At 62.7% G+C, this 19,789-nt stretch carries 20 protein-coding genes, 1 riboswitch and 1 other annotated feature; of the genes, 10 read left to right on the forward strand and 10 right to left on the reverse strand.

Features of this window, described 5'->3' with window-relative positions; all coding sequences use genetic code 11:
• Nucleotides 1–29: 29 nt before the first annotated feature.
• The 7 genes from rpsR to ACSAMP_RS02780 all read left to right on the forward strand — a co-directional run bounded on the left by rpsR (nt 30) and on the right by ACSAMP_RS02780 (nt 5,331).
• The gene (gene rpsR, locus ACSAMP_RS02750) at nt 30–269 is read left to right on the forward strand and encodes a 30S ribosomal protein S18 (protein ID WP_374740045.1); all 240 of its coding nucleotides are present in this window, start codon (nt 30–32) and stop codon (nt 267–269) included.
• Nucleotides 270–471: 202 nt separating this feature from the next.
• A complete protein-coding gene (locus tag ACSAMP_RS02755) occupies nt 472–786 on the forward strand; it encodes a YerC/YecD family TrpR-related protein (RefSeq protein WP_441795048.1) in 315 nt (104 codons plus the stop codon).
• A gap of 40 nt (nt 787–826) precedes the next feature.
• Complete coding sequence (iorA, locus tag ACSAMP_RS02760; RefSeq protein WP_457799411.1) at nt 827–2,569, forward strand: indolepyruvate ferredoxin oxidoreductase subunit alpha; 1,743 nt, start codon at nt 827–829, stop codon at nt 2,567–2,569.
• Nucleotides 2,570–2,573: 4 nt separating this feature from the next.
• Nucleotides 2,574–3,146: an indolepyruvate oxidoreductase subunit beta gene (locus ACSAMP_RS02765; RefSeq protein WP_457799412.1), complete on the forward strand. Its 573-nt coding sequence runs from the start codon at nt 2,574–2,576 to the stop codon at nt 3,144–3,146.
• Nucleotides 3,146–3,508 carry a fluoride efflux transporter CrcB gene (gene crcB / locus ACSAMP_RS02770; RefSeq protein ID WP_457799413.1) on the forward strand — a complete coding sequence of 121 codons (363 nt, stop codon included), beginning with the start codon at nt 3,146–3,148 and terminating at the stop codon, nt 3,506–3,508. The genes ACSAMP_RS02765 and crcB overlap by 1 nt, the downstream gene beginning before the upstream one ends.
• A 69-nt stretch (nt 3,509–3,577) precedes the next feature.
• Nucleotides 3,578–4,879, forward strand: coding sequence for a phenylacetate--CoA ligase family protein (locus ACSAMP_RS02775; RefSeq protein WP_457799414.1), 1,302 nt, complete (start codon nt 3,578–3,580; stop codon nt 4,877–4,879).
• Nucleotides 4,880–4,896: 17 nt separating this feature from the next.
• Nucleotides 4,897–5,331, forward strand: a complete 435-nt coding sequence (locus ACSAMP_RS02780) for an ACT domain-containing protein (RefSeq protein ID WP_457799415.1) — start codon at nt 4,897–4,899, stop codon at nt 5,329–5,331.
• 79 nt (nt 5,332–5,410) lie between these two features.
• Here the strand turns inward: ACSAMP_RS02780 and ribH are convergent, their stop codons facing one another.
• The 4 genes from ribH to ribD all read right to left on the reverse strand — a co-directional run bounded on the left by ribH (nt 5,411) and on the right by ribD (nt 9,088).
• Nucleotides 5,411–5,878 carry a 6,7-dimethyl-8-ribityllumazine synthase gene (gene ribH / locus ACSAMP_RS02785; RefSeq protein ID WP_457799416.1) on the reverse strand — a complete coding sequence of 156 codons (468 nt, stop codon included), beginning with the start codon at nt 5,876–5,878 and terminating at the stop codon, nt 5,411–5,413.
• Nucleotides 5,879–6,057: 179 nt separating this feature from the next.
• Nucleotides 6,058–7,257, reverse strand: coding sequence for a bifunctional 3,4-dihydroxy-2-butanone-4-phosphate synthase/GTP cyclohydrolase II (locus tag ACSAMP_RS02790; RefSeq protein WP_457799417.1), 1,200 nt, complete (start codon nt 7,255–7,257; stop codon nt 6,058–6,060).
• 87 nt (nt 7,258–7,344) lie between these two features.
• The gene (locus tag ACSAMP_RS02795; protein ID WP_457799418.1) at nt 7,345–7,995 is read right to left on the reverse strand and encodes a riboflavin synthase; all 651 of its coding nucleotides are present in this window, start codon (nt 7,993–7,995) and stop codon (nt 7,345–7,347) included.
• Entirely contained in the window at nt 7,976–9,088 is a 1,113-nt protein-coding gene (ribD, locus tag ACSAMP_RS02800) for a bifunctional diaminohydroxyphosphoribosylaminopyrimidine deaminase/5-amino-6-(5-phosphoribosylamino)uracil reductase RibD (protein ID WP_457799419.1), read from the reverse strand. Before ribD ends, ACSAMP_RS02795 begins: the two co-directional genes overlap by 20 nt.
• A gap of 170 nt (nt 9,089–9,258) precedes the next feature.
• Nucleotides 9,259–9,373: riboswitch (FMN riboswitch) on the reverse strand.
• A 244-nt stretch (nt 9,374–9,617) separates the two neighbouring features.
• Here ribD and lspA point away from each other — a divergent pair.
• The 3 genes from lspA to ACSAMP_RS02815 all read left to right on the forward strand — a co-directional run bounded on the left by lspA (nt 9,618) and on the right by ACSAMP_RS02815 (nt 11,556).
• Nucleotides 9,618–10,106 (forward strand): signal peptidase II, encoded by a 489-nt coding sequence (gene lspA, locus ACSAMP_RS02805; RefSeq protein WP_457799420.1) that lies wholly within the window; start codon nt 9,618–9,620, stop codon nt 10,104–10,106.
• Complete coding sequence (locus ACSAMP_RS02810; protein WP_441795038.1) at nt 10,081–10,989, forward strand: RluA family pseudouridine synthase; 909 nt, start codon at nt 10,081–10,083, stop codon at nt 10,987–10,989. Before lspA ends, ACSAMP_RS02810 begins: the two co-directional genes overlap by 26 nt.
• Nucleotides 10,990–11,232: 243 nt before the next feature.
• Nucleotides 11,233–11,556: a hypothetical protein gene (locus ACSAMP_RS02815; protein WP_457799421.1), complete on the forward strand. Its 324-nt coding sequence runs from the start codon at nt 11,233–11,235 to the stop codon at nt 11,554–11,556.
• Nucleotides 11,557–11,652: 96 nt separating this feature from the next.
• Here ACSAMP_RS02815 and ilvC read toward each other — a convergent pair whose 3' ends face one another.
• The 6 genes from ilvC to ACSAMP_RS02845 all read right to left on the reverse strand — a co-directional run bounded on the left by ilvC (nt 11,653) and on the right by ACSAMP_RS02845 (nt 19,643).
• A complete protein-coding gene (gene ilvC / locus ACSAMP_RS02820; protein ID WP_147563174.1) occupies nt 11,653–12,675 on the reverse strand; it encodes a ketol-acid reductoisomerase in 1,023 nt (340 codons plus the stop codon).
• Nucleotides 12,656–13,222, reverse strand: coding sequence for an acetolactate synthase small subunit (gene ilvN / locus ACSAMP_RS02825; RefSeq protein ID WP_457799422.1), 567 nt, complete (start codon nt 13,220–13,222; stop codon nt 12,656–12,658). Before ilvN (ACSAMP_RS02825) ends, ilvC begins: the two co-directional genes overlap by 20 nt.
• Nucleotides 13,223–13,235: 13 nt before the next feature.
• Nucleotides 13,236–14,939 carry a biosynthetic-type acetolactate synthase large subunit gene (gene ilvB / locus ACSAMP_RS02830; RefSeq protein WP_457799423.1) on the reverse strand — a complete coding sequence of 568 codons (1,704 nt, stop codon included), beginning with the start codon at nt 14,937–14,939 and terminating at the stop codon, nt 13,236–13,238.
• Nucleotides 14,940–15,270: 331 nt separating this feature from the next.
• Nucleotides 15,271–15,756, reverse strand: a complete 486-nt coding sequence (gene ilvN, locus ACSAMP_RS02835) for an acetolactate synthase small subunit (RefSeq protein ID WP_457799424.1) — start codon at nt 15,754–15,756, stop codon at nt 15,271–15,273.
• Nucleotides 15,757–15,768: 12 nt separating this feature from the next.
• Nucleotides 15,769–17,397 (reverse strand): biosynthetic-type acetolactate synthase large subunit, encoded by a 1,629-nt coding sequence (ilvB, locus tag ACSAMP_RS02840; RefSeq protein ID WP_457799425.1) that lies wholly within the window; start codon nt 17,395–17,397, stop codon nt 15,769–15,771.
• A gap of 92 nt (nt 17,398–17,489) precedes the next feature.
• Nucleotides 17,490–17,723, reverse strand: a binding site (T-box leader).
• 192 nt (nt 17,724–17,915) lie between these two features.
• On the reverse strand, nt 17,916–19,643 hold the full coding sequence (locus ACSAMP_RS02845; RefSeq protein ID WP_457799426.1) for a phospho-sugar mutase: 1,728 nt from the start codon (nt 19,641–19,643) through the stop codon (nt 17,916–17,918).
• Nucleotides 19,644–19,789 lie beyond the last annotated feature (146 nt).

The following is a 19,789-nucleotide window of genomic DNA, read 5'->3' on the forward strand; positions in this document are numbered from 1 at the left end:
GGTCGTAAAAGGAGGTAACATCCATGGCTATGGAACGTGATAACAGAGCTCCCCGCGGCCGCAAGCGCCGCAAGGTCTGCGCCTTCTGCGTTGACAAAGTGGAGTGCATCGACTATAAGGACGCCGCCAAGCTGCGCCGGTTCACTTCTGAGCGGGCCAAGATCCTGCCCCGCCGCACCACCGGCACCTGCGCCATGCATCAGCGCCAGCTGACCGAGGCCATCAAGCGCGCCCGTCAGATCGCCCTGCTGCCCTACGTCACCGACTAAATATTTGTGACAGGCTCTTTTCTGGCCGCACCCCAACCGGGTGCGGCCAGTTTTTTTATGCTGTCCCTCAAAAAACTTTTCCGCCAAAAAGCAAAAAAGTTTGCTTTTCCTGTTTACAGTCACGCTTTAATGCGTTATAGTTATTGTGAAGCGGCACGGCCTGTCGTGGCGCTATCGGTTCATTGCCGAAAGGAGCAGCGTTATGGCGAAAACAGAACACCGGCAGCGCAGTCTGGCGCTTTACGAGACCATCCTGAAACTAAAGGATCTGGACGAGTGCTGCAAGTTCTTCGACGACCTGTGTACCCCCACCGAGCTGCGCTCTATGGAGCAGCGCTTTGACGTGGCGGTGTATCTCCAGCAGGGGCTGGTCTATCTGGACATTCTGGACAAGACGGGGGCCAGCAGCGCCACCATCAGCCGGGTCCGGCGATCTATGCTGGACAACGGCGCAGGCGGCGTGATGGAGACTGTCATCCGCCGGGAGGGCCTGGGCCAGAAAAAAGAAAGCACTTAAAAAGAGCAAATCGAAATAAACAGAAAGCAGGGAGCAAAATATGAAACAACTGATGTTGGGCAACGCCGCCGTTGCCCGTGGGCTGTATGAGGCGGGATGCTGCGTGATCTCCAGCTATCCCGGCACCCCCAGCACCGAGATCACCGAGGAGGCCGTGAAATTCCCCGAAATCTACTGCGAGTGGGCCCCCAACGAGAAGGTGGCCATGGAGGTGGCCTTCGGCGCCAGCCTGGCGGGAAAGCGGTCCTTCTGCGGCATGAAGCATGTGGGCCTGAACGTGGCCGCCGACCCCCTGTTCACCATGTCCTACACCGGCGTGAACGGCGGCGTGGTCATCGGCGTGGCTGACGACGCGGGGATGCACTCCTCTCAGAACGAGCAGGACTCCCGCCACCACGCCATCGCCGCCAAGGTCCCCATGCTGGAGCCCTCTGACTCCGCCGAGGCCCTGGAGTTTGCCAAGCTGGCCTACGACCTGTCTGAGCAGTTCGACACCCCGGTGCTGCTGAAGATGTGTACCCGGGTGTCCCACTCCCAGTCCCTGGTGGAGCTGGGAGTGCGGGAAGAGCGGCCCTGCATCCCCTATGAGAAGAACCTCGCCAAATATGTCATGATGCCGGGCAACGCCATCCGCCGCCACCCCTTTGTGGAGGAGCGCACCCGCAAGCTGCAGGAGTGGGCGGAGACCGCCCCCATCAATCGCGTAGAGATGGGCGGCACCAAGATGGGCATCATCACCTCCTCCACCTCCTATCAGTATGTGAAGGAGGTCTTCGGCGACTCCGTCTCCGTGCTGAAGCTGGGCATGGCCAACCCCCTGCCCGTGAAGCTCATCCGGGACTTTGCCGCCAAAGTGGACAAGCTGGTGGTGGTGGAGGAGCTGGACCCCATCATCGAAAACCACTGCCGCGCCCTGGGGCTGGAGGTGTCCGGCAAGGACGTGCTGCCCATGGAGGGCGAGTTCTCCCAGAACCTTATCGCCGCCCGGCTGGGCGGGCAGGTACATACCGGCGCGGGCCTGGAGGAGGCCATCCCCAACCGTCCCCCCGTCATGTGCGCCGGCTGCCCCCACCGCGGGCTGTTCTACACCCTGAGCAAAAATAAGTGTACGGTCCTGGGCGACATTGGCTGCTACACCCTGGGCGCGGTGGCCCCCCTGGCCGCCATGGACATGACATTGTGCATGGGCGCTTCCATCTCCGCCATCCACGGCTTTAACAAGGCCCTGGGGGAGCAGAGCCAGGGCAAAACGGTCGCCGTCATCGGCGACTCCACCTTCATGCACTCGGGCATGACGGGCCTTGCCAACATCGCCTATAACCAGTCCAACTCCACCGTCATCATCCTGGACAACTCCATCACCGGCATGACCGGCCACCAGCAGAACCCCACCACCGGCTATAACATCAAGGGCGACCCCGCCGGGAAGATCGATCTGGAGGCCCTGTGCCGGGCCATGGGCTTCAACCGGGTGCGGGTGGTGGACCCCTATGACCTGAAGGCCTGCGACCAGGCCGTGAAGGAGGAGCTCTCCGCCGACGAGCCCTCTGTCATCATCTCCCGCCGCCCCTGCGCCCTGCTGAAATATGTCAAGCACAGCGCCCCTCTGGCGGTTGACACGGACAAGTGCGTGGGCTGCAAGAACTGCATGAAGATCGGCTGTCCCGCCATCTCCATCCGGGACGGCAAGGCCCACGTGGACAACACCCTGTGTGTGGGCTGCGGCGTGTGTGAGCAGCTGTGCGGCGTGAAAGCCTTCCACAGCACCAAGAAGGAGGGCTGAGAACATGGAGACCAAGAATATTATGATCGTGGGCGTGGGCGGCCAGGGCAGCCTGCTGGCCAGCAAGCTGCTGGGCCACCTGCTGATGGAGCAGGGCTATGACGTGAAGGTGTCTGAGGTACATGGCATGTCCCAGCGGGGCGGCAGCGTGGTCACCTATGTGCGCTATGGCGACAAGGTGGCCTCCCCCATCATCGACAAGGGCGAGGCGGACTTCATCGTCTCCTTCGAGCTGCTGGAGGCCGCCCGGTGGCTGAGCTTCCTCAAGCCCGACGGACAGATCGTCACCTCCACCCAGCAGATCGACCCCATGCCCGTCATCACCGGCGCGGCGGCCTATCCCCAGGACCTGGTGGCCAAGATGAAGGCCACCGGCGCCAAGGTGGACGCCCTGGACTGCCTGGCCCTGGCCGAGCAGGCCGGTTCCGCCAAGGCGGTGAACATCGTGCTGATGGGCCGCCTGTCCCACTATTTCGACCTGCCCGAGGAGGCCTGGCAGAAGTCTTTGGAGGCCATGGTCCCCGCCAAATTCCTGGAGCTGAACAAGAAGGCCTTCCAACTGGGCAAGAACGCCTGATGAACGCCCTGTTTGTGGGGTTGGGCGGCGCAGTGGGGGCGGTGGGCCGCTATGGTCTTAGCCTGCTGCCCTGCCGCAGCGTATTTCCTCTGCTCACCCTGCTGACCAATTTGATCGGAGCCGTCCTCATCGGCTTTGTGGCCGGACTGGCGGGCCGGGAGCGCCTCTCCTCCGGCTGGACCCTGTTCTGGAAGACCGGCGTATGCGGCGGCTTTACCACTTTTTCTACCTTTTCCCTGGAGAGTGTGACTCTGCTGCAGCGGGGCAGGACCGGACTGGCCCTGGCCTATATGGCACTGAGCGCCGGACTGTGTCTGGCGGGGGTGCTGGCCGGACAGTGGCTCAGCCGCCGGGGCGTATAAGCCGCATCGAGCCCTTCGGGGCGACCCGGCTGCAAAACAGAACGCACAAGCGAAGAAAGGATGATACCCATGGAGAGATATTTCCAGCCCGAGATCGAGTGCGCCTCTCGGGAACAGATCAAAGCCTGGCAGGACGAGCGTCTGGTCAAACAGGTGCGCCATGTGTGGGACAATGTCCCGTCCTACCGCAAGAAGATGGAGGAAAAGGGCGTGACCCCCGAGGACATCCAGTCCTCCGCCGACCTGTATAAGCTGCCCTTCACCTCCAAGGCCGACCTGCGGGACAACTATCCCGACGGCCTGGTGGCCGTGCCCCGCTCCAAATGCGTGCGTGTCCACGCCACCTCCGGCACCACCGGAAAGCGGGTCATGGCCTTTTACACCCAGCACGATATCGACCTGTGGACCGACTGCTGCGCCCGTGCCATCACCGCCGTGGGCGGCAGCGAGGAGGACGTGTGTCAGATCGCCTATGGCTACGGCATGTTCACCGGCGGCATCGGCCTGGACCAGGGGTCCAGGCGGGTGGGCTGCCTCACCGTGCCCATCTCCTCGGGCAACACCGACCGTCAGATCCAGTTCATCCGTGACCTGGGGACCACCATCCTGTGCTGCACCCCCTCCTACGCCGCCTATCTGGGCGAGAGTATGCACGAGATGGGCATGACCCCCGACCAGATCCCCCTGAAGGCGGGCATCTTCGGTGCGGAGGCGTGGAGCGAGGAGATGCGCCAGGACATCCAGAAGACGATGGGCATCAAGGCCTATGACATCTACGGTCTCACCGAGCTGTCCGGTCCCGGCGTGGCCTTCGAGTGCTCCGCTCAGAGCGGGATGCACATCAACGAGGACCACTTCATCGCCGAGATCATCGACCCCGACACCGGCGAGGTGCTGCCCGAGGGGAGCAAGGGCGAGCTGGTGTTCACCTCCATCGACAAGGAGGCCTTCCCCCTGCTGCGCTACCGCACCCGGGATATCTGCATCCTCAAGCGGGAGAAGTGCTCCTGCGGCCGCACCCTGGTGAAGATGTGCAAGCCCATGGGCCGCTCTGATGATATGCTCATCATCCGGGGCGTGAACGTGTTCCCCTCTCAGATCGAGACGGTGCTGCTCAACCACGGCTACCCCGCCAACTATCAGATCATCGTGGGCCGGGTGAAATCCACCGACACCCTGGACGTGCATGTGGAGATGACCCCCGAGATGTTCACCGACAACGTGGGCGAGATCGAGCGCCGCCAGAAGGAGCTGGTGGACGGTCTGCGCGCCATGCTGGGCCTGGCCGCCAAGGTCACTCTGGTGGCCCCCAAGTCCATCGTCCGCAGCGAGGGCAAGGCGGTGCGCGTCATCGATAAGCGCAAGATTTAAAACGAGGAGGAGATCAAATGAGCATCAAGCAGATTTCTGTCTTTGTGGAGAACAAGCCCGGCGCCCTGAGCGCCATGACGCAGGTGCTGGCCAAACAGGGCGTGGATATGCGGGCCCTGTCCCTGGCCGAGACCAAGGATTTCGGCATCGTCCGAATCATCGTGGACAAGGTGTACGAGGCCACCACCGCGCTGAAGGACGCGGGCTATGTCCACTCCGTCACCCCCGTGGTGGGGGCCGCCATTCCCGATACTCCCGGCGGTCTGGACCAGGTGCTGCGGGTCCTGTCCGGGGCCGGGGTGAACGTGGAATATATGTACGCCTTTTTGGGCGGCAAGGACGTGGACCACGCCTATATGATCTTCCGGGTGGAGGACCCCGCCTCCGCCGAGTCCGCCCTGCACAAACACGGGATTCGTGTGGTGGACCAGGACGAGATGGATGGGCTGTAAGCCGACTCTCAAGCCAGATTCGCAAAAAATATCCACAGGGCCGGCCGGTCCTGTGGATATTTTTTATCTTTTCCTGTTATCAGGCGTCGATCTCCCGGATCAGGTTCACCATCTCCACGGCACCCAGGGCACAGTCATAGCCCTTGTTGCCCGCCTTGGTCCCGGCGCGCTCGATGGCCTGCTCGATATTCTCGGTGGTCAGCACGCCGAACATCACGGGCACCCCCGTCTCCAGAGAGACGGACGCCACGCCCTTGGACACCTCGTTGCACACATAGTCATAGTGGCTGGTGCTGCCCCGGATCACCGCGCCCAGGCAGATCACCGCGTCATACTTGCCGCTGCGGGCCATCCTGGCGGCGATGACGGGGATCTCAAAGGCCCCGGGGACCCAGGCCACATGGATGTCCTCCTCCCGCACCTCGTGCCGCAGCAGGCCGTCCATGGCCCCGGACAGCAGCTTGCTGGTGATGAACTCATTGAACCGGGCGGCCACGATGCCAACCTTCATGCCGTGGGCGACTAACTTTCCTTCAAATGTCTTCATATGATCTGCTCCTTTGCTGTTTTTTGTCTCTTGATCTGTCAAAATGGAATCCTCCCACCGCCTTCGGCGGTCTCCCCCCTTTGACAAGGGGGGCTGTTTTCCGCACCTATCAGGCCCCCTTGTGAAAGGGGGCTGTCAGCGCCGTAAGGCGATGACTGAGGGATTCCACCACGATTCTTTTAATAATTCACCAAATGCCCCATCCGCTTCTGCTTGGTGCGCAGATAGAACAGGTCGTGGGCGGTGGCGTCCATCTGAATGGGCACCCGGCTGTTGATGCGCATGCCGAACTCCGTCAGCTGATAGAGCTTGTCCGGGTTGTTGGTCAGCAGGCGCATACTCTTCACCCCCAGGTCCCGCAGGATCTGGGCCCCGATATAATACTCCCGCTGGTCGGCGGCAAAGCCCAGGGCCAGGTTGGCCTCCAGGGTGTCCATACCCTGCTCCTGCAGGGCATAGGCCTTCAGCTTGTTGATCAGACCGATGCCCCGGCCCTCCTGGCGCATATACAGCAGGATGCCCCGGCCCTCTTTCTCGATCTGGCTCATGGCGGCGGCCAGCTGCTGGCCGCAGTCGCAGCGCAGGGAGCCGAAGGTGTCGCCGGTGAGACACTCGGAGTGGACCCGGCACAGCACGTCCTCTCCGTCGCCGATGTCCCCCTTCACCAGGGCCACATGATGCTCGCCGTTCAGGCGGTTCACATAGCCATAGGCGGTAAAGTCCCCGTACTTGGTGGGCATGTGGACAGCGGCCTCCTGGTCCACCAGTTTCTCGTGGCACTTGCGGTACTCCTGCAGGTCCTTGATGGTGATAAAGGTCAGGCCAAAGCGCTTTGCCAGCTCCATCAGCTCGGGGGTGCGCATCATGGTGCCGTCCTCCCGCATGATCTCGCAGCACAGTCCGCAGGCCTTCAGCCCCGCCAGACGGCACAGGTCCACGGTGGCCTCGGTGTGGCCCTCCCGCTCCAGCACGCCGTTGGGCTTGGCCAGCAGGGGGAACATGTGCCCGGGGCGGCGGAAGTCCGACGGCTTGGCATCCTCGGCCACGCAGGCCATGGCGGTCACGGACCGCTCGGCGGCGGAGATGCCGGTGGTGGTGTTGGCGGCGTCGATGGACACGGTGAAGGCCGTCTCGTGGTTGTCCGTGTTTTTAGAGACCATCTGGGGGATCTGCAGCTTCTCCACGAACTCCGCAGACATGGGCATACAGATCAGGCCCTTGCCGTGGGTGGCCATAAAGTTGATATTTTCCGTGGTGGCAAACTGGGCCGCACAGATAAAGTCGCCCTCGTTCTCCCGGTCCGGGTCGTCGGTGACCAGAATGATCTTGCCCGCCCGCAGGTCGGCCAGGGCCTCCTCCACCGTGTTGAACTGACTCATTTTGATATCCTCCGCTTCTCCTCTTTGGCCCCCTTGTGAAAGGGGGCTGTCAGCGCCGACGGCGATGACTGAGGGATTCTCTTTCGTTTAAAATCCGTGCTGTGACAGAAATTCCATGGTCAATTTGCTCTCTTTGGTTTTGAGCTCCGGGGCGGGACGAAGCAGCCGCTCCACATATTTTCCGATGATATCGCTCTCCAGATTCACCCGGTCGCCTACCCGGCGCCGACCCAGCAGGGTGACGGCGGCGGTGTGGGGGATGACGGAGACGGCGAACCGGTCCGGCTCCACCCGGGCCACCGTCAGGCTGATGCCGTCGATGGCGATGGAGCCCTTCTCCACCACATAGCGCAGCACCTGCTCCGGTGCCGTTATGGTAAACCAAATGGCGTTGTCGTCCCGTTCAATGGCGGCGATGGTGCCCACGCCGTCCACATGCCCGGCCACGATGTGCCCGCCGAAGCGCCCGTTGGCCGCCATGGCCCGCTCCAGATTCACCGGGCTGCCCGGGCCCAGCCCCGCCAGGGAGGAGCGATCCAGGGTCTCGTGCATCACGTCGGCGGTGAAGCCGTGGCCGGTGAGGCTGGTGGCCGTCAGGCACACCCCGTTTACCGCCACGCTGTCGCCGATCTTCAAATCGCTTAAAATCGCCTCCGCCCGGATGGCAAGTACGGCGGAGACCCGGCCCCGGGTCACCCGCTCTACGGTGCCCAGTTCCTCAATGATGCCGGTAAACATCCCGGTCCACCTCGCTCTCCAGCAAAAAGTCCGCCCCGATCTGGGTGATCACAGTGTTTTTCAAAGGGAAGGCCGCCGCAGGGGCGTCCACGCCCCGGCCCTCCACCGGGGTCTTGGCCGTCCGCCCGCCAAAGAGCTTGGGGGCCACATAGGCCATCACGGCGTCCACCACCCCCTGGTCCAGAGCCGACCAGTTCAGGGTGCCGCCCCCCTCCAGCAGGACGGAGTCGATCTCCTGCTTCCCCAGGCAGTCCATCAGGGCGTTTAAGTCTACATGTCCGTCCCGCTCCGGCAGCACCAGCATTCGGCAGCCCGCCCGCTCATAGGGGGCCAGGCGCTCCGGGGCGGCGCAGCAGGTGGCGATCCAGGTGGGGGTCTGCCCGGCGCTCGTCACCACCTGGGCGGTGAGGGGGGTGCGCAGGCGGGTGTCACAGATGACCCGGATGGGGTCCCGCCCCCCGGGCAGGCGGCAGGTGAGCCTGGGGTCGTCGGCGATCACCGTGCCCACCCCCACCAGAATGGCCCGGCACCGGTGGCGCAGGGTCTGGACGTGGGCCCGGGCCTCCTCCCCCGTCACCCACTGGGAGGCCCCGGTGTAGGCGGCGATCTTGCCGTCCAGAGTCATGGCGTATTTCATGATGACGTAGGGCCGCCCGGTCTGGATGTATTTGAGAAAGACCCGGTTCAGCCGGTCACACTCTGTTCGGAGGACGCCCTCCTCCACCTGCACGCCGTGGTCCCGTAGGATCTGAACGCCCTTCCCCGCCACCAGGGGATTGGGGTCGGGGGAGCCCACTACCACCCGGGCGATGCCCGCCTGCAAGATGGCGTCGGTGCAGGGGGGCTGGCGGCCCTGGTGACAGCAGGGCTCCAGGGTGACGTACAAGGTGCCCCCCGCCGGGTCGCCAGTACAGTTTTTCAGAGCGGCCCGCTCGGCGTGGAGGTCGCCGCACCGGGCGTGATAGCCCTGGCCGATGATGGCCCCGTCCTTGACGATGACAGCCCCCACCATGGGGTTGGGGCTGGTCCACCCCGCCCCACGCTCCGCCAGCTCTAAGGCCAGCGCCATGTAATTTTTGTCCGCTTCTGTCATGCTGCCGCGCTCCCTTCAGGGGACGAAAAACGCCCCGGACCGAAACGTCCAGGGCGGGGAAACGGCGGTAAGTCCCCCGGTCTCCCCGTCGGCAACAAAAAAGCTCTGGAATTCAAATTCCAGAGCCAAGGTCGCTTGAACGGGGATAGATCGGGTCTATCCTGCCATACGCACATCTTCTTCCATCCAGACTATACTGTCGGCTTCGGAGTTTCACCGAATCATGCCTTGCGGCTCGTGGGCTGTACCACCGGTGGGGAATCTCACCCCGCCCTGAAGACTGTTATTTTCTTTTTCTGCCGTCAGTATACGCGGGTTGCGCTTCTCTGTCAAGGGGGCGGTTTCTTCCTGCCCAGGGAACAACGGCCAAATTTGGCCCCTTCGCCCGGTCTTTCTCTCTGCAATTTCGTTGATTTCAGACGGTTTTCGACCCAGGCGGCCCCTGAAAAAATTTTCACGGAAAGCTCTTTTGCCCCATGGCCGGATATGATATAATCGGGTGAAGTTAAGATTTTGGAGGAACCTGCCCATGCCCTATGCCCTGCTTGCCCTGGTCCTGGTGATCCTGGACCAGGTGGTGAAATATCTGGTCCTGACCCACATTCCCCTGGGGGGGTATGTGCCCTTTCTGCCCCACGTGGTCTGCCTGACCTATGTGCAGAACACCGGGGCCGCCTTCTCTATGTTCTCTCAGCACACCTGGATATTGGCCTTTATCTCCCTGGTCATGTCGGTGGTGCTGGCGGTGGCCCTGTGGAAAAATTTCTTCACCCATCCCCTGGGCAAGGTGACCCTCTCCCTGCTGCTGGCCGGGGCGGTGGGCAATCTCATTGACCGGGCCATGCGGGGCTTTGTGGTGGACATGTTCCAGCTGCTGTTTATGAACTTTGCCGTGTTCAACGTGGCCGACATCTGCGTGGTGGTGGGGGGCATCGCCGCCGCGGCCTATTATCTGCTGCTGGCCGACAAGCTGGAGCACAAGGAGGCGCCCCATGGGACCGCAGACGCTGACCGCTGACCGCGCCGGGGAGCGGGCGGACGCCTTTCTGGCCCGCAGCGTCCCCGACCTCACCCGCTCCGCCGCCCAGCGCCTGCTGGAGGAGGGGGCCGTCACCGTCAACGGCACGGCGGTGAAGAAGAACTATAAGACCTCCCCCGGGGACCAGGTGACCTTCACCCTGCCCGACCCGGAGCCCATCGACGTGCAGCCCCAGAACATCCCCCTGGACGTGGTGTTTGAGGACGACGACGTGATCGTGGTGAACAAGCCGGTGGGCCTGGTGGTCCACCCCGCCCCCGGCCACCCGGACGGCACCCTGGTCAACGCCCTGCTCTATCACTGCGGCAGCTCCCTGTCTGGCATCAACGGGGCCATCCGCCCGGGTATCGTCCACCGCATTGACCGGGACACCTCCGGTCTCATCATCGCCGCCAAAAACGACAGGGCCCACCTGGCCCTGGCCGCCCAGCTTCAGGACCACTCTCTGGCCCGGGTGTACGAGGCGGTGACGGTGGGCGGTTTGAAAGAGGACAGCGGCACGGTGAACGCCCCCATTGCCCGCCACCCGGTGGACCGCAAGCGCATGGCGGTGGACTGGAAAAATGGCCGCCCCGCCGTGACCCACTGGTCCGTGCTGGCCCGCTATGCCCTGGGCACCCACGTGGAGTGCCGCCTGGAGACAGGGCGCACCCACCAGATCCGGGTCCACATGGCCTCCATCGGCCACCCCCTGCTGGGGGACACGGTATACGGCAGCAAAAAGCCCTGGCCCGGCCTGGCGGGGCAGTGTCTCCACGCCCGGCGGCTGAAGTTCGTCCACCCCACCACGGGCAAGCTGGTAGAGCTGGAGTGCCCCCTGCCCGACTGGTTCCAGCACGTGCTGCGGCAAATTGACCGCTGAAGCTGTGTCAACCGCCCCCTGTTTTCCGGTTTTCAGCGTGTTTACCCGCTCTGGTTGTCAGAGCGGGTATTTTCTTTTGTGCAGCTCCCGTCAGTTTTAACGAAAAATTTATATCGCAAAAACTTTCTTGATATAATGTTGACAATCCCGCCTCGCCTGCTATACTTAAATTAGAACACAACCATACTAACATCAAACCGGCATCAGCCGCGAAATGCGGCAGGAAAACGAGGGGGCATCCACATGAACACATTTCTTTGGCAGGTCTTTCCCGTGGCGCTCTTCGCCGTTCGGGGGCTTTTGAAGAGCCAGCACGCCCTGGCCGTCCCGGTGGAGGTGGCGGTGTATGTGGCCCTGGTGGTGTGGACCGTCCACACCTTCCTGTGCCAGGTGTATCTGTGGCTGAAGACCCACAGCCTGCTGCCCGACGTCTCCGCCCTCACGGCCCGGTGGTTCCGCTTTGGCTATGCCGGTCACACGGGGCAGGACGGCTTTACCAGCGGCGTATTTCTCTTTATCTCCGCCCTTGTCGTCCCCCTGGTGGCCTGGGGGTTCTGTCCCTTCTGAGCCTTGATCTAAGATAAAAAACGTGCCCGGACACGCGGCTCTCGCCGGTGTCCGGGCACGATCATCTTTATGGCTTATTTACAGGGAGTGGGACAATCAGTTGGAAGCGGTGTCCAGGTCCTTGTCGCCGCCCCAGATCATGTTGCGGCGCAGCTCCTCGCCCACGATCTCCATCTGGTGCTTGGCCAGCTGGGCGCGCTTAGAGTTGAAGAAGGTGCGGCCAAAGCTCTTGTTCTCGGCGATCCAGCGGCCGGCGAAGGTGCCGTCCTGGATGTCGGACAGGACCGCCTTCATGTTCTTCTTGGTCTCCTCATAGGGCAGGACACGGGGGCCGGAGACATACTCGCCGAACTCCGCGGTGTCGGAGATGGAGTAGTTCATGGCAGCCACGCCGCCCTTGTTGATCAGGTCGATGATCAGCTTCATCTCGTGGATGCACTCGAAATAGGCGTTCTCGGGCTCGTAACCGGCCTCCACCAGGGTCTCGAAGCCGCACTTCATCAGCTCCACAACGCCGCCGCACAGAACGGCCTGCTCGCCGAACAGGTCGGTCTCGGTCTCGTCGTGGAAGGTGGTCTCCATCACACCGGCGCGGGCGCCGCCGATGCCGGCGATGTAGGCCAGGGCGATCTTATAGGCATCGCCGGTGGCGTTCTGCTCCACGGCCACCAGGCAGGGCACGCCCTTGCCGTTGACATAGGTGGAGCGGACGGTGTGGCCGGGGCCCTTGGGGGCAGCCATGAACACGTCCACGCCCTTGGGGGGCACGATCTGCTGATAGCGGATGTTGAAGCCGTGGGCGAAGGCCAGGGCCTTGCCCTCGGTCATGTAGGGGGCGATGCTCTTCTTGTACACGTCGGCCTGGACCTCGTCGTTGATCAGGATCATGACGATGTCGCCCCACTGGGCGGCCTCCTCGATGGTCTTCACCTGCAGGCCGGCCTTCTCGGCGTTGGCCCAGTTCTTAGAGCCCTGGCGCAGGCCCACGCACACGTCGCAGCCGGAGTCCTTCAGGTTCAGCGCATGGGCGTGACCCTGGGAGCCATAGCCGATGATGGCGATCTTCTTCCCGTCCAGATAGCTGATGTCGCAATCCTTCTCATAATACATTTTTGCCATAGTTGTATTCCTCCTTGAGTTTATTGTCGTCATATATAGTGCTGCGCCCTCTTTCGATGGCGAGAGTACCCGTTTTTGCGATCTCCAGAATGCCGAAGTCCTCCAGCAGGCCGATGAGGGCAGAGGTCTTCTGCTTGTCCCCGAAAATGGCCACGGTGAGGGTGTCCCGGCTGACGTCGATGATGTTGGCCCGGAAGATGTTGGACATCTGCACCACCTCGTCCCGGGCGGCCCGGTCTGCGGCGGCCACTTTGATCAGGGCGAACTCCCGCTGGATGGATGCCCCCTCGTCCAAAATTTTCACCGCCAGGACGGGGATCAGCTTGCTGCACTGGGCGGCGATCTGGTCGATCATCAGCTCGTCGGCCAGGATCACGATGGTGATGCGGGTGACCCCGGGCTTGTCCGTCTCGCCGGAGACGATGGACTCGATGTTATAGCCCTTGCGGGAGAACAGCCGGGCCACCTGGCTGAGGACACCGGGGATATCCCGCACCAGGATGGCCAGGGTGTACAGCTTTTTCTCTTTATCAAATTCACGTTTCAAAGCGTCCACCCCCTTAATTGAGCAAAAAGTCGGTGATATGGGCCCCGCCGGCCACCATGGGCCGGACCATCTCGTCCATATCCAGGCGGCAGTCGATGACGCAGCCGCACTTGGCATCCAGCGCAGCCCGGAAGGCCCGCTCCATCTCCTCCGGCGTGGTCACCCGGAAGCCCTTCAGGCCATAGGCCTCGGCCAGCTTTACAAAGTCGGGGCCCCGGTCCAGGGTGGTCTCGGAGTACCGCTCGTGGTAGATGAGGTGCTGCCACTGACGGACCATGCCCAGGGTGCCGTTATTAAAGATGACGGTGATGATGGGCAGGTGATAGTGCTCCACGGTGCACAGCTCGTGGCAGTTCATGCGGAAGCAGCCGTCGCCGGTGGTGTGGACCACCACCTTGTCCGGGTTGCCCGCCTGGGCCCCGATGGCGGCACCCAGGCCAAAGCCCATGGTGCCGAAGCCGCCGCTGGTGAGCAGCTGGCCGGGATAGTCAAAGTGGAAATGCTGGATGGACCACATCTGGTGCTGGCCCACGTCGGTGGACACGATGGCGTCCTGGGGGGCCAGGCGGCGGATGGTCTCCAGCACCTGCTGGGGGGTGAGGCGCGCGCCGCTCTCCGGATCCTGGGCGGGGCGCAGGGCCTGGACGTATTCCGTCCACTCCGCGTGGTGATACTGGGGGATGCGCCCGTTCAGCAGCTCCAGTACCCGTTTGGCGTCGCCCACGATGTGGTGGTCGGTGAGGACGTTCTTGTCGATCTCCGAGCGGTCAATGTCGATCTGGACGATCTTGGCCTGGCTGGCGAAGGACGTCGGGTCCAGGGCCACCCGGTCAGAGAAGCGGCAGCCCACGGCGATAAGCAGGTCACACTCGTTGCAGGCCACGTTGCTGGCCCGGGAGCCGTGCATGCCGATCATGCCGGTGGTCAGGGGGTGGTCGCCGGGGAAGCCGCCGCCGCCCATGACGGTGATAGCCACGGGGGCGTCCAGCTTTTCGGCCAGCTCTTTGAACTCCTTGTCCGCCCGGCCACGGACCACGCCGCCGCCGCAGATGAGCAGGGGGCGCTGGGCCTGGGCGATCATCTCGGCCAGCTTGTCCACGTCCTCCTGGTCGGGCTCCGGGGTCTTCAGGTCGTGGCTGGTGGCCAGGGCCTGGATGCTGGTGCAGGCCCTGTTCTGCTTCCAGGGAATGAACTCATAGTCGATCTCCACCGAGGGGGCGGTGACGTTCTTCAAAAAGTCGATAAGCACCGGGCCGGGCCGTCCCGTGGCGGCCACGGCAAAGGCCTGGCGCATCACGTCGGGGATGGTCTGGGGGTCCCGCACCAGATAGGTGGCCTTGGTGATGGGCATGGCGATGCCGGTGATGTCCACCTCCTGGAAGGAGTCCTTGCCCAGCAGAGGTTCGCTCACGTTGCAGGTGATAAACACCACGGGGGAGGAGTCCATATAGGCGGTGGCGATGCCGGTGGTCAGGTTGGTGGCGCCGGGGCCGCTGGTGGCAAAGCAGACGCCCACCTTGCCGGTGGAGCGGGCATAGCCGTCGGCGGCGTGGGAGGCCCCCTGCTCGTGGGCCGTTAAAACATGATGTATTTTATTCTTGTAGTTATACAGTTCATCATAGACATTCAGGATGGTCCCGCCGGGATATCCAAAGACGGTGTCCACCTCCTGCTCCAGCAGGCACTCCATGATAGCCTGTGTGGCTCTGATCTTCATGGAAATCTCAACTCCAAATATATTTTCGATATCAGCACTTGTCATTCCGAGGAGCGAAGCGACGTGGGAATCCGTAACTCTCGTCCCCTTGGCTCCCCTGGAAGGGGAGCTGTCAGCGAAGCTGACTGAGAGGTCAGGCCCCCTTGTCAAAGGGGGCTGGCATCGCCGCAGGCGATGACTGAGGGATTCCGGTTTTAGGACAGCTTTCCGGTGTCGGAATCCTTCCGTCACGGGCTGCGCCCGTGCCACCTCCCTTTCACAAGGGAGGCTGATGATGCGGGGAACGGATCATCGTGTCAGGGCTTCGCCCTTCCTCGCAATGACAACGTATTTAGATTTTGCCTCCGCCCTTTTGAACGGCGATCATGCCCGTTCTGGCTACCTCCAGGATGGAGAAGGGGCGCATCATGGACTGGAAGGTGTCCAGCCTCTCGGGGGTGTCAGACAACTCCATGGTCAAGGAGGTGGGGGAGATATCATCCACCTTGGCCCCCATGATCTCGCAGATGGTCATGATGTCCTTACGGGTCTTGTTGTTGGCGTTCACCTTCAGGATCATCAGCTCCCGGCCAATGTAGGAGGTGTCCTCCAGGGTGCGGACCTTGATGACCTCGATCAGCTTGTTCAGCTGCTTTTCCACCTGCTCCACCACGTTGTTGCCGCTGTCCACGATGATGGTGATGCGGGAGACAGTGGGGTCGTCGGTGACACCCACGGCCAGAGACTCGATGTTGAACGCCCGGCGGGAGAACAGGCCGGTGATCCGGTTCAGAACGCCAGCCTGGTTTTCCACCAGCACGGAAATGGTCTGTTTCATGCCCCTGCCTCCTTAATCATTGGTGCCCACGTCGGGGTGGACCTTACAGATGAGCAGACAACTGCCCTTGGCGGACAGGAACTGCTCCAGCACTCCGTCCAGCTTGTCCTCGTCGTCGGCGAACATGCTGGGGATGCCATAGGCCCCGGCGATGGCGGCAAAGTCGGGGGAGCCGTCCAGGGCCACGCCGAAAGCACCGTGATAGGGGGCGGTGTTCTGGATCTGGTTCACCAGGCCCAGCACCTGGTTCTGGAACAGGACGATCTTCACGTCCATATGTCCGCACACAATGGCAGACAGCTCGTTCATAGCCATCTGGAAGGAGCCGTCGCCGCAGACGACCACCGTCTGGCGGTCAGGGGCGGCCACCTTGGCCCCAACGCCGGCGGGGAGGGCATAACCCATGGTGCCCAGGCCGCCGCTGGTGAGCAGCCGCCCATGCTTCTGGGGCAGGTATTTACAGGTGAATATCTGGTTCTGGCCCACGTCCACGCAGATGATGGCATCGTCGTCCAGCTTCTGCCCCAGCTTGCGCAGAACGGTGCCGGGGAAGACATAGCCCTCCCGCCGGGGGAATGTCCGGTTCAGCTCCGCCGTGCGGTAGTCCCGCAGCTTGGCCAGCCACTGCGCCGAATCAGGTGGCGTGATGTCCCGGTCCAGCAGCTGCTGCAAAATCACCTTCACATCGCCCACCAGGGGGATGGCGGCCTGCATATTCTTGCCGATCTCCGCCGGGTCCACGTCGATGTGGATGGTGGCCATGCGGCGCTGGATCTCCGCCGGGTCGATCACCGCCCGGTCGGCGGCCCGGGTACCCACCATGATAAGCAGGTCGGCCCTGGCCAGAGCCTTGTTGGCGCAGTGGTTGCCATGGGCCCCGATCATGCCCATGTTCAGGGGGTGGTCCGTGGCCATAACGGACAGGCCCATCATGGTCTTGACCACGGGGATCTGATTGCGCTGGGCCAGCTCCAGCAGCTCCTTCTGGGCGTGGGCCAGCCACACGCCGCCGCCGGCGCAGATGAGGGGCTGCTTGGCCTTGGAGATGGCCTCGGCCACCCGCTTGATCTGCAGGTCGTTGCCCTTTACGCTGGGCTTATAGCCCCGGATGTTCACTTCCTCCGGGTATTGGAACTTTTTCAGCTCCTGGTTCTGGATGTCGATGGGGATATCGATGAGCACCGGTCCGGGCCGCCCGGTGGAGGCGATGTGAAAGGCCTCCTTCACGATGCGGGGGATGTCATTGGCGTTTTTCACCAGGTAGCTGTGCTTGGAGAAGGGGGCCACCGCGCCGGTGATGTCCACCTCCTGAAAGATATCCCGGCCCAGCAGGTTGCTGGGCACCTGGCCGGTGATGGCCACCATGGGGATGGAGTCCATATAGGCGGTGGCGATGCCGGTGATCAGGTTGGTGGCTCCCGGGCCGGAGGTGACCATGCACACCCCCACCTTGCCGGAAATGCGGGCATAGCCCGAGGCCATGTGCCCGGCGTTCTGCTCGGTGCGCACCAGGGTATAGCCGATCTCCGGGTGCTCCTTCAACACGTCTACAACGGGGCAGATGGTGGCTCCGGCATAGCCGAAGATGTGGTCCACCTGCTCCCGCAAAAGGCTTTCGATCAGTGCCTGTGCTCCATTCATGGGAACGTCACCTCCGTAAAATCTCTGTCCGCTTTGTCATGGGACGGTCCCTGGGCAAAAAAACAAAAACGGCCCCGTCCTATCCCAAATCTCGATAGGACGAAGCCTTCGCTCCGTGGTACCACCTAAATTCATGGGGCCGTTGGGCCTCATGCGCTCGTTGCCCCAATAACGGAGGGAATCCGTTCCCGCCTACTGCGGCGCTTTGCCGGTTCAGCGGGAATGCTCACGGGTGAGGTTCGGGGTCCGCCCTTCCGGGGAGCTTTCACCAGCCGCTCCCTCTCTGCGCTTCCAGACGGTCCTACTATCCCGCTCATTGCATTTCACTTTTTTGCATTGATCTGCATGGAATGATTGTTCATTATCATATCCCAATCATCTGTTATTGTCAATCCCTTTTTGCCCCGTATCCCCTGGCTAATTTACACAAAGCAGGGCCCCGTCCCGGGGCCGCGCCCGCCCCGGCGGGACAGGCGCGGCTCTGGATAGACTGAAAAAAATCTCATTCCAGCGGGGACTTACTGCTTCAGGCTCTCGGCCCACGCGGCATAGCGGGCCACCCGCTCGTCGCACTGCGCCTGATCGTCGCCCCGGGTGAGAACATAGACCTTCACCTTGGGCTCGGTTCCGGAGGGGCGCACCAGGACAGAGGTGCCGTCGGCCAGCTCGAACCGCAGCACGTTGGAGCCGGACAGCTCCATGGTCGTCTTTTCGCCCGTCTTGACGTCCACCACGCTGCCGTCCTGATAGTCCTTGCGGCAGACCACCTGGGTGCCGCCGATGTCCGCCGGGGGCTGCTGGCGCAGAGCGTCCATCAGGGCGGCCATCTTCTTCAGACCGTCCAGGCCGGGCATGACCAGGTTCAGGGTCTTCTCGCCATAGTGGCCATACTTGGCAAACAGGGCCTGGAGGGCGTCGTACAGGGTCATGCCCTGACCGGCGTACCAGGCGGCCATCTCGGTGAGCATCAACGAGGCGGTGACGGCGTCCTTGTCCCGCACATAGTCCCCCAGCATATAGCCATAGGACTCCTCATAGGAGAAGATGACCTTGCCCTGACCGGACTCCTCCAGCTGGTCCTTCTTCTGGGCCAGGAACTTAAACCCGGTGAAGGTGTCGTAGCAGGCAAGGCCGTTCACCTCGGCCACCTTCCGGGCCATCTCCGTGGTGACGATGGTCTTCAGGGCCACGGGCTTCTCGGGCAGCTTGCCGGAGCGCTTCATGGCGCCGATGAGATAGTCCAGCAGCAGCACGCCGGTCTGGTTGCCGGAGATGACCTTGAACTCGCCATTTCCGGTGTTGACCATGATGCCCACCCGGTCAGCGTCGGGATCGGAGCCCAGGATGAAATCGGCCCCTTCGCGCTTGGCGATGTCCACCGCCAGATAGAAGCCCTCCGGGTTCTCCGGGTTGGGGGAGACCACGGTGGGGAAGTTGCCATCGATGACCATCTGCTCGGGCACGCAGATGACGTGCTTCATCCCCAGGCGGCGCAGGGCCTCGGGGATCAGCTTGTAGCCCGTGCCGTGGAAGGGGGTATACACCATCTTGAAGGTGTCGGCCACCTTCTCCACGGCGGCGCGGTCATTCACCTGGGCCATCACGTGAGACAGGAAGGCCTCGTCCGTCTCCTGGCCCATGATGGTGATCTTACCCTGGGCCACCGCCTGGTCATAGGGCATGGTCTTCACGCCGGTGAACACGTCCAGCTCCTTCATCTTCTTGGCCACCTGGTCGGCGTGCTTGGGGGGCAGCTGGGCACCGTCCTCCCAATAGACCTTATAGCCGTTATACTCCTTGGGGTTGTGGCTGGCGGTGATGTTGATGCCGGCGATGCAGCCATACTCCCGCACGGCGAAGGACAGCTCGGGTGTGGGGCGCAGAGCCTGGAACAGGCGGACGGGGATGCCGTTGGCGGCCATGACCTGGGCGGCCTCCCGGGCGAAGGTCTGGGAGTTGTTCCGGCAGTCAAAGCAGATGGCCACGCCCCGGGCGGCGGCCTTCTCTCCCTCCTCCAAAATCACCTGGGCAAAGGCCTGGGTGGCGTAGCGGATGACGTGGACGTTCATCCGATAAAGGCCCACGCCCATAATGCCCCGCAGGCCGGCGGTGCCGAAGGACAGCTGGTCGAAGAAGCGGGACTCCTTCTCCTTCTCGTCGGTGCGGATGGACTCCAGCTCCGCCTTCTCCTGGGCGGACAGGGCCGGGCTGTTCAGCCAGGCTTCATAGGTATCTTGATAGGACATGGGAACATCCTCCTTTGATTTCCTTTTGTGTGGGCTGTGCTTGCTTGCAGTATACCATAAGCAGCAGAAAATTTCCAGCCGCTTTTCCCCGCCGTCCTTCATTCCGGGCAAAAATTTCCCCGGGCCGCGCTCGCAGTCCGGGGAAA

The sequence above is a fragment of the Flintibacter sp. SJQ-8 genome (genome assembly GCF_054108085.1).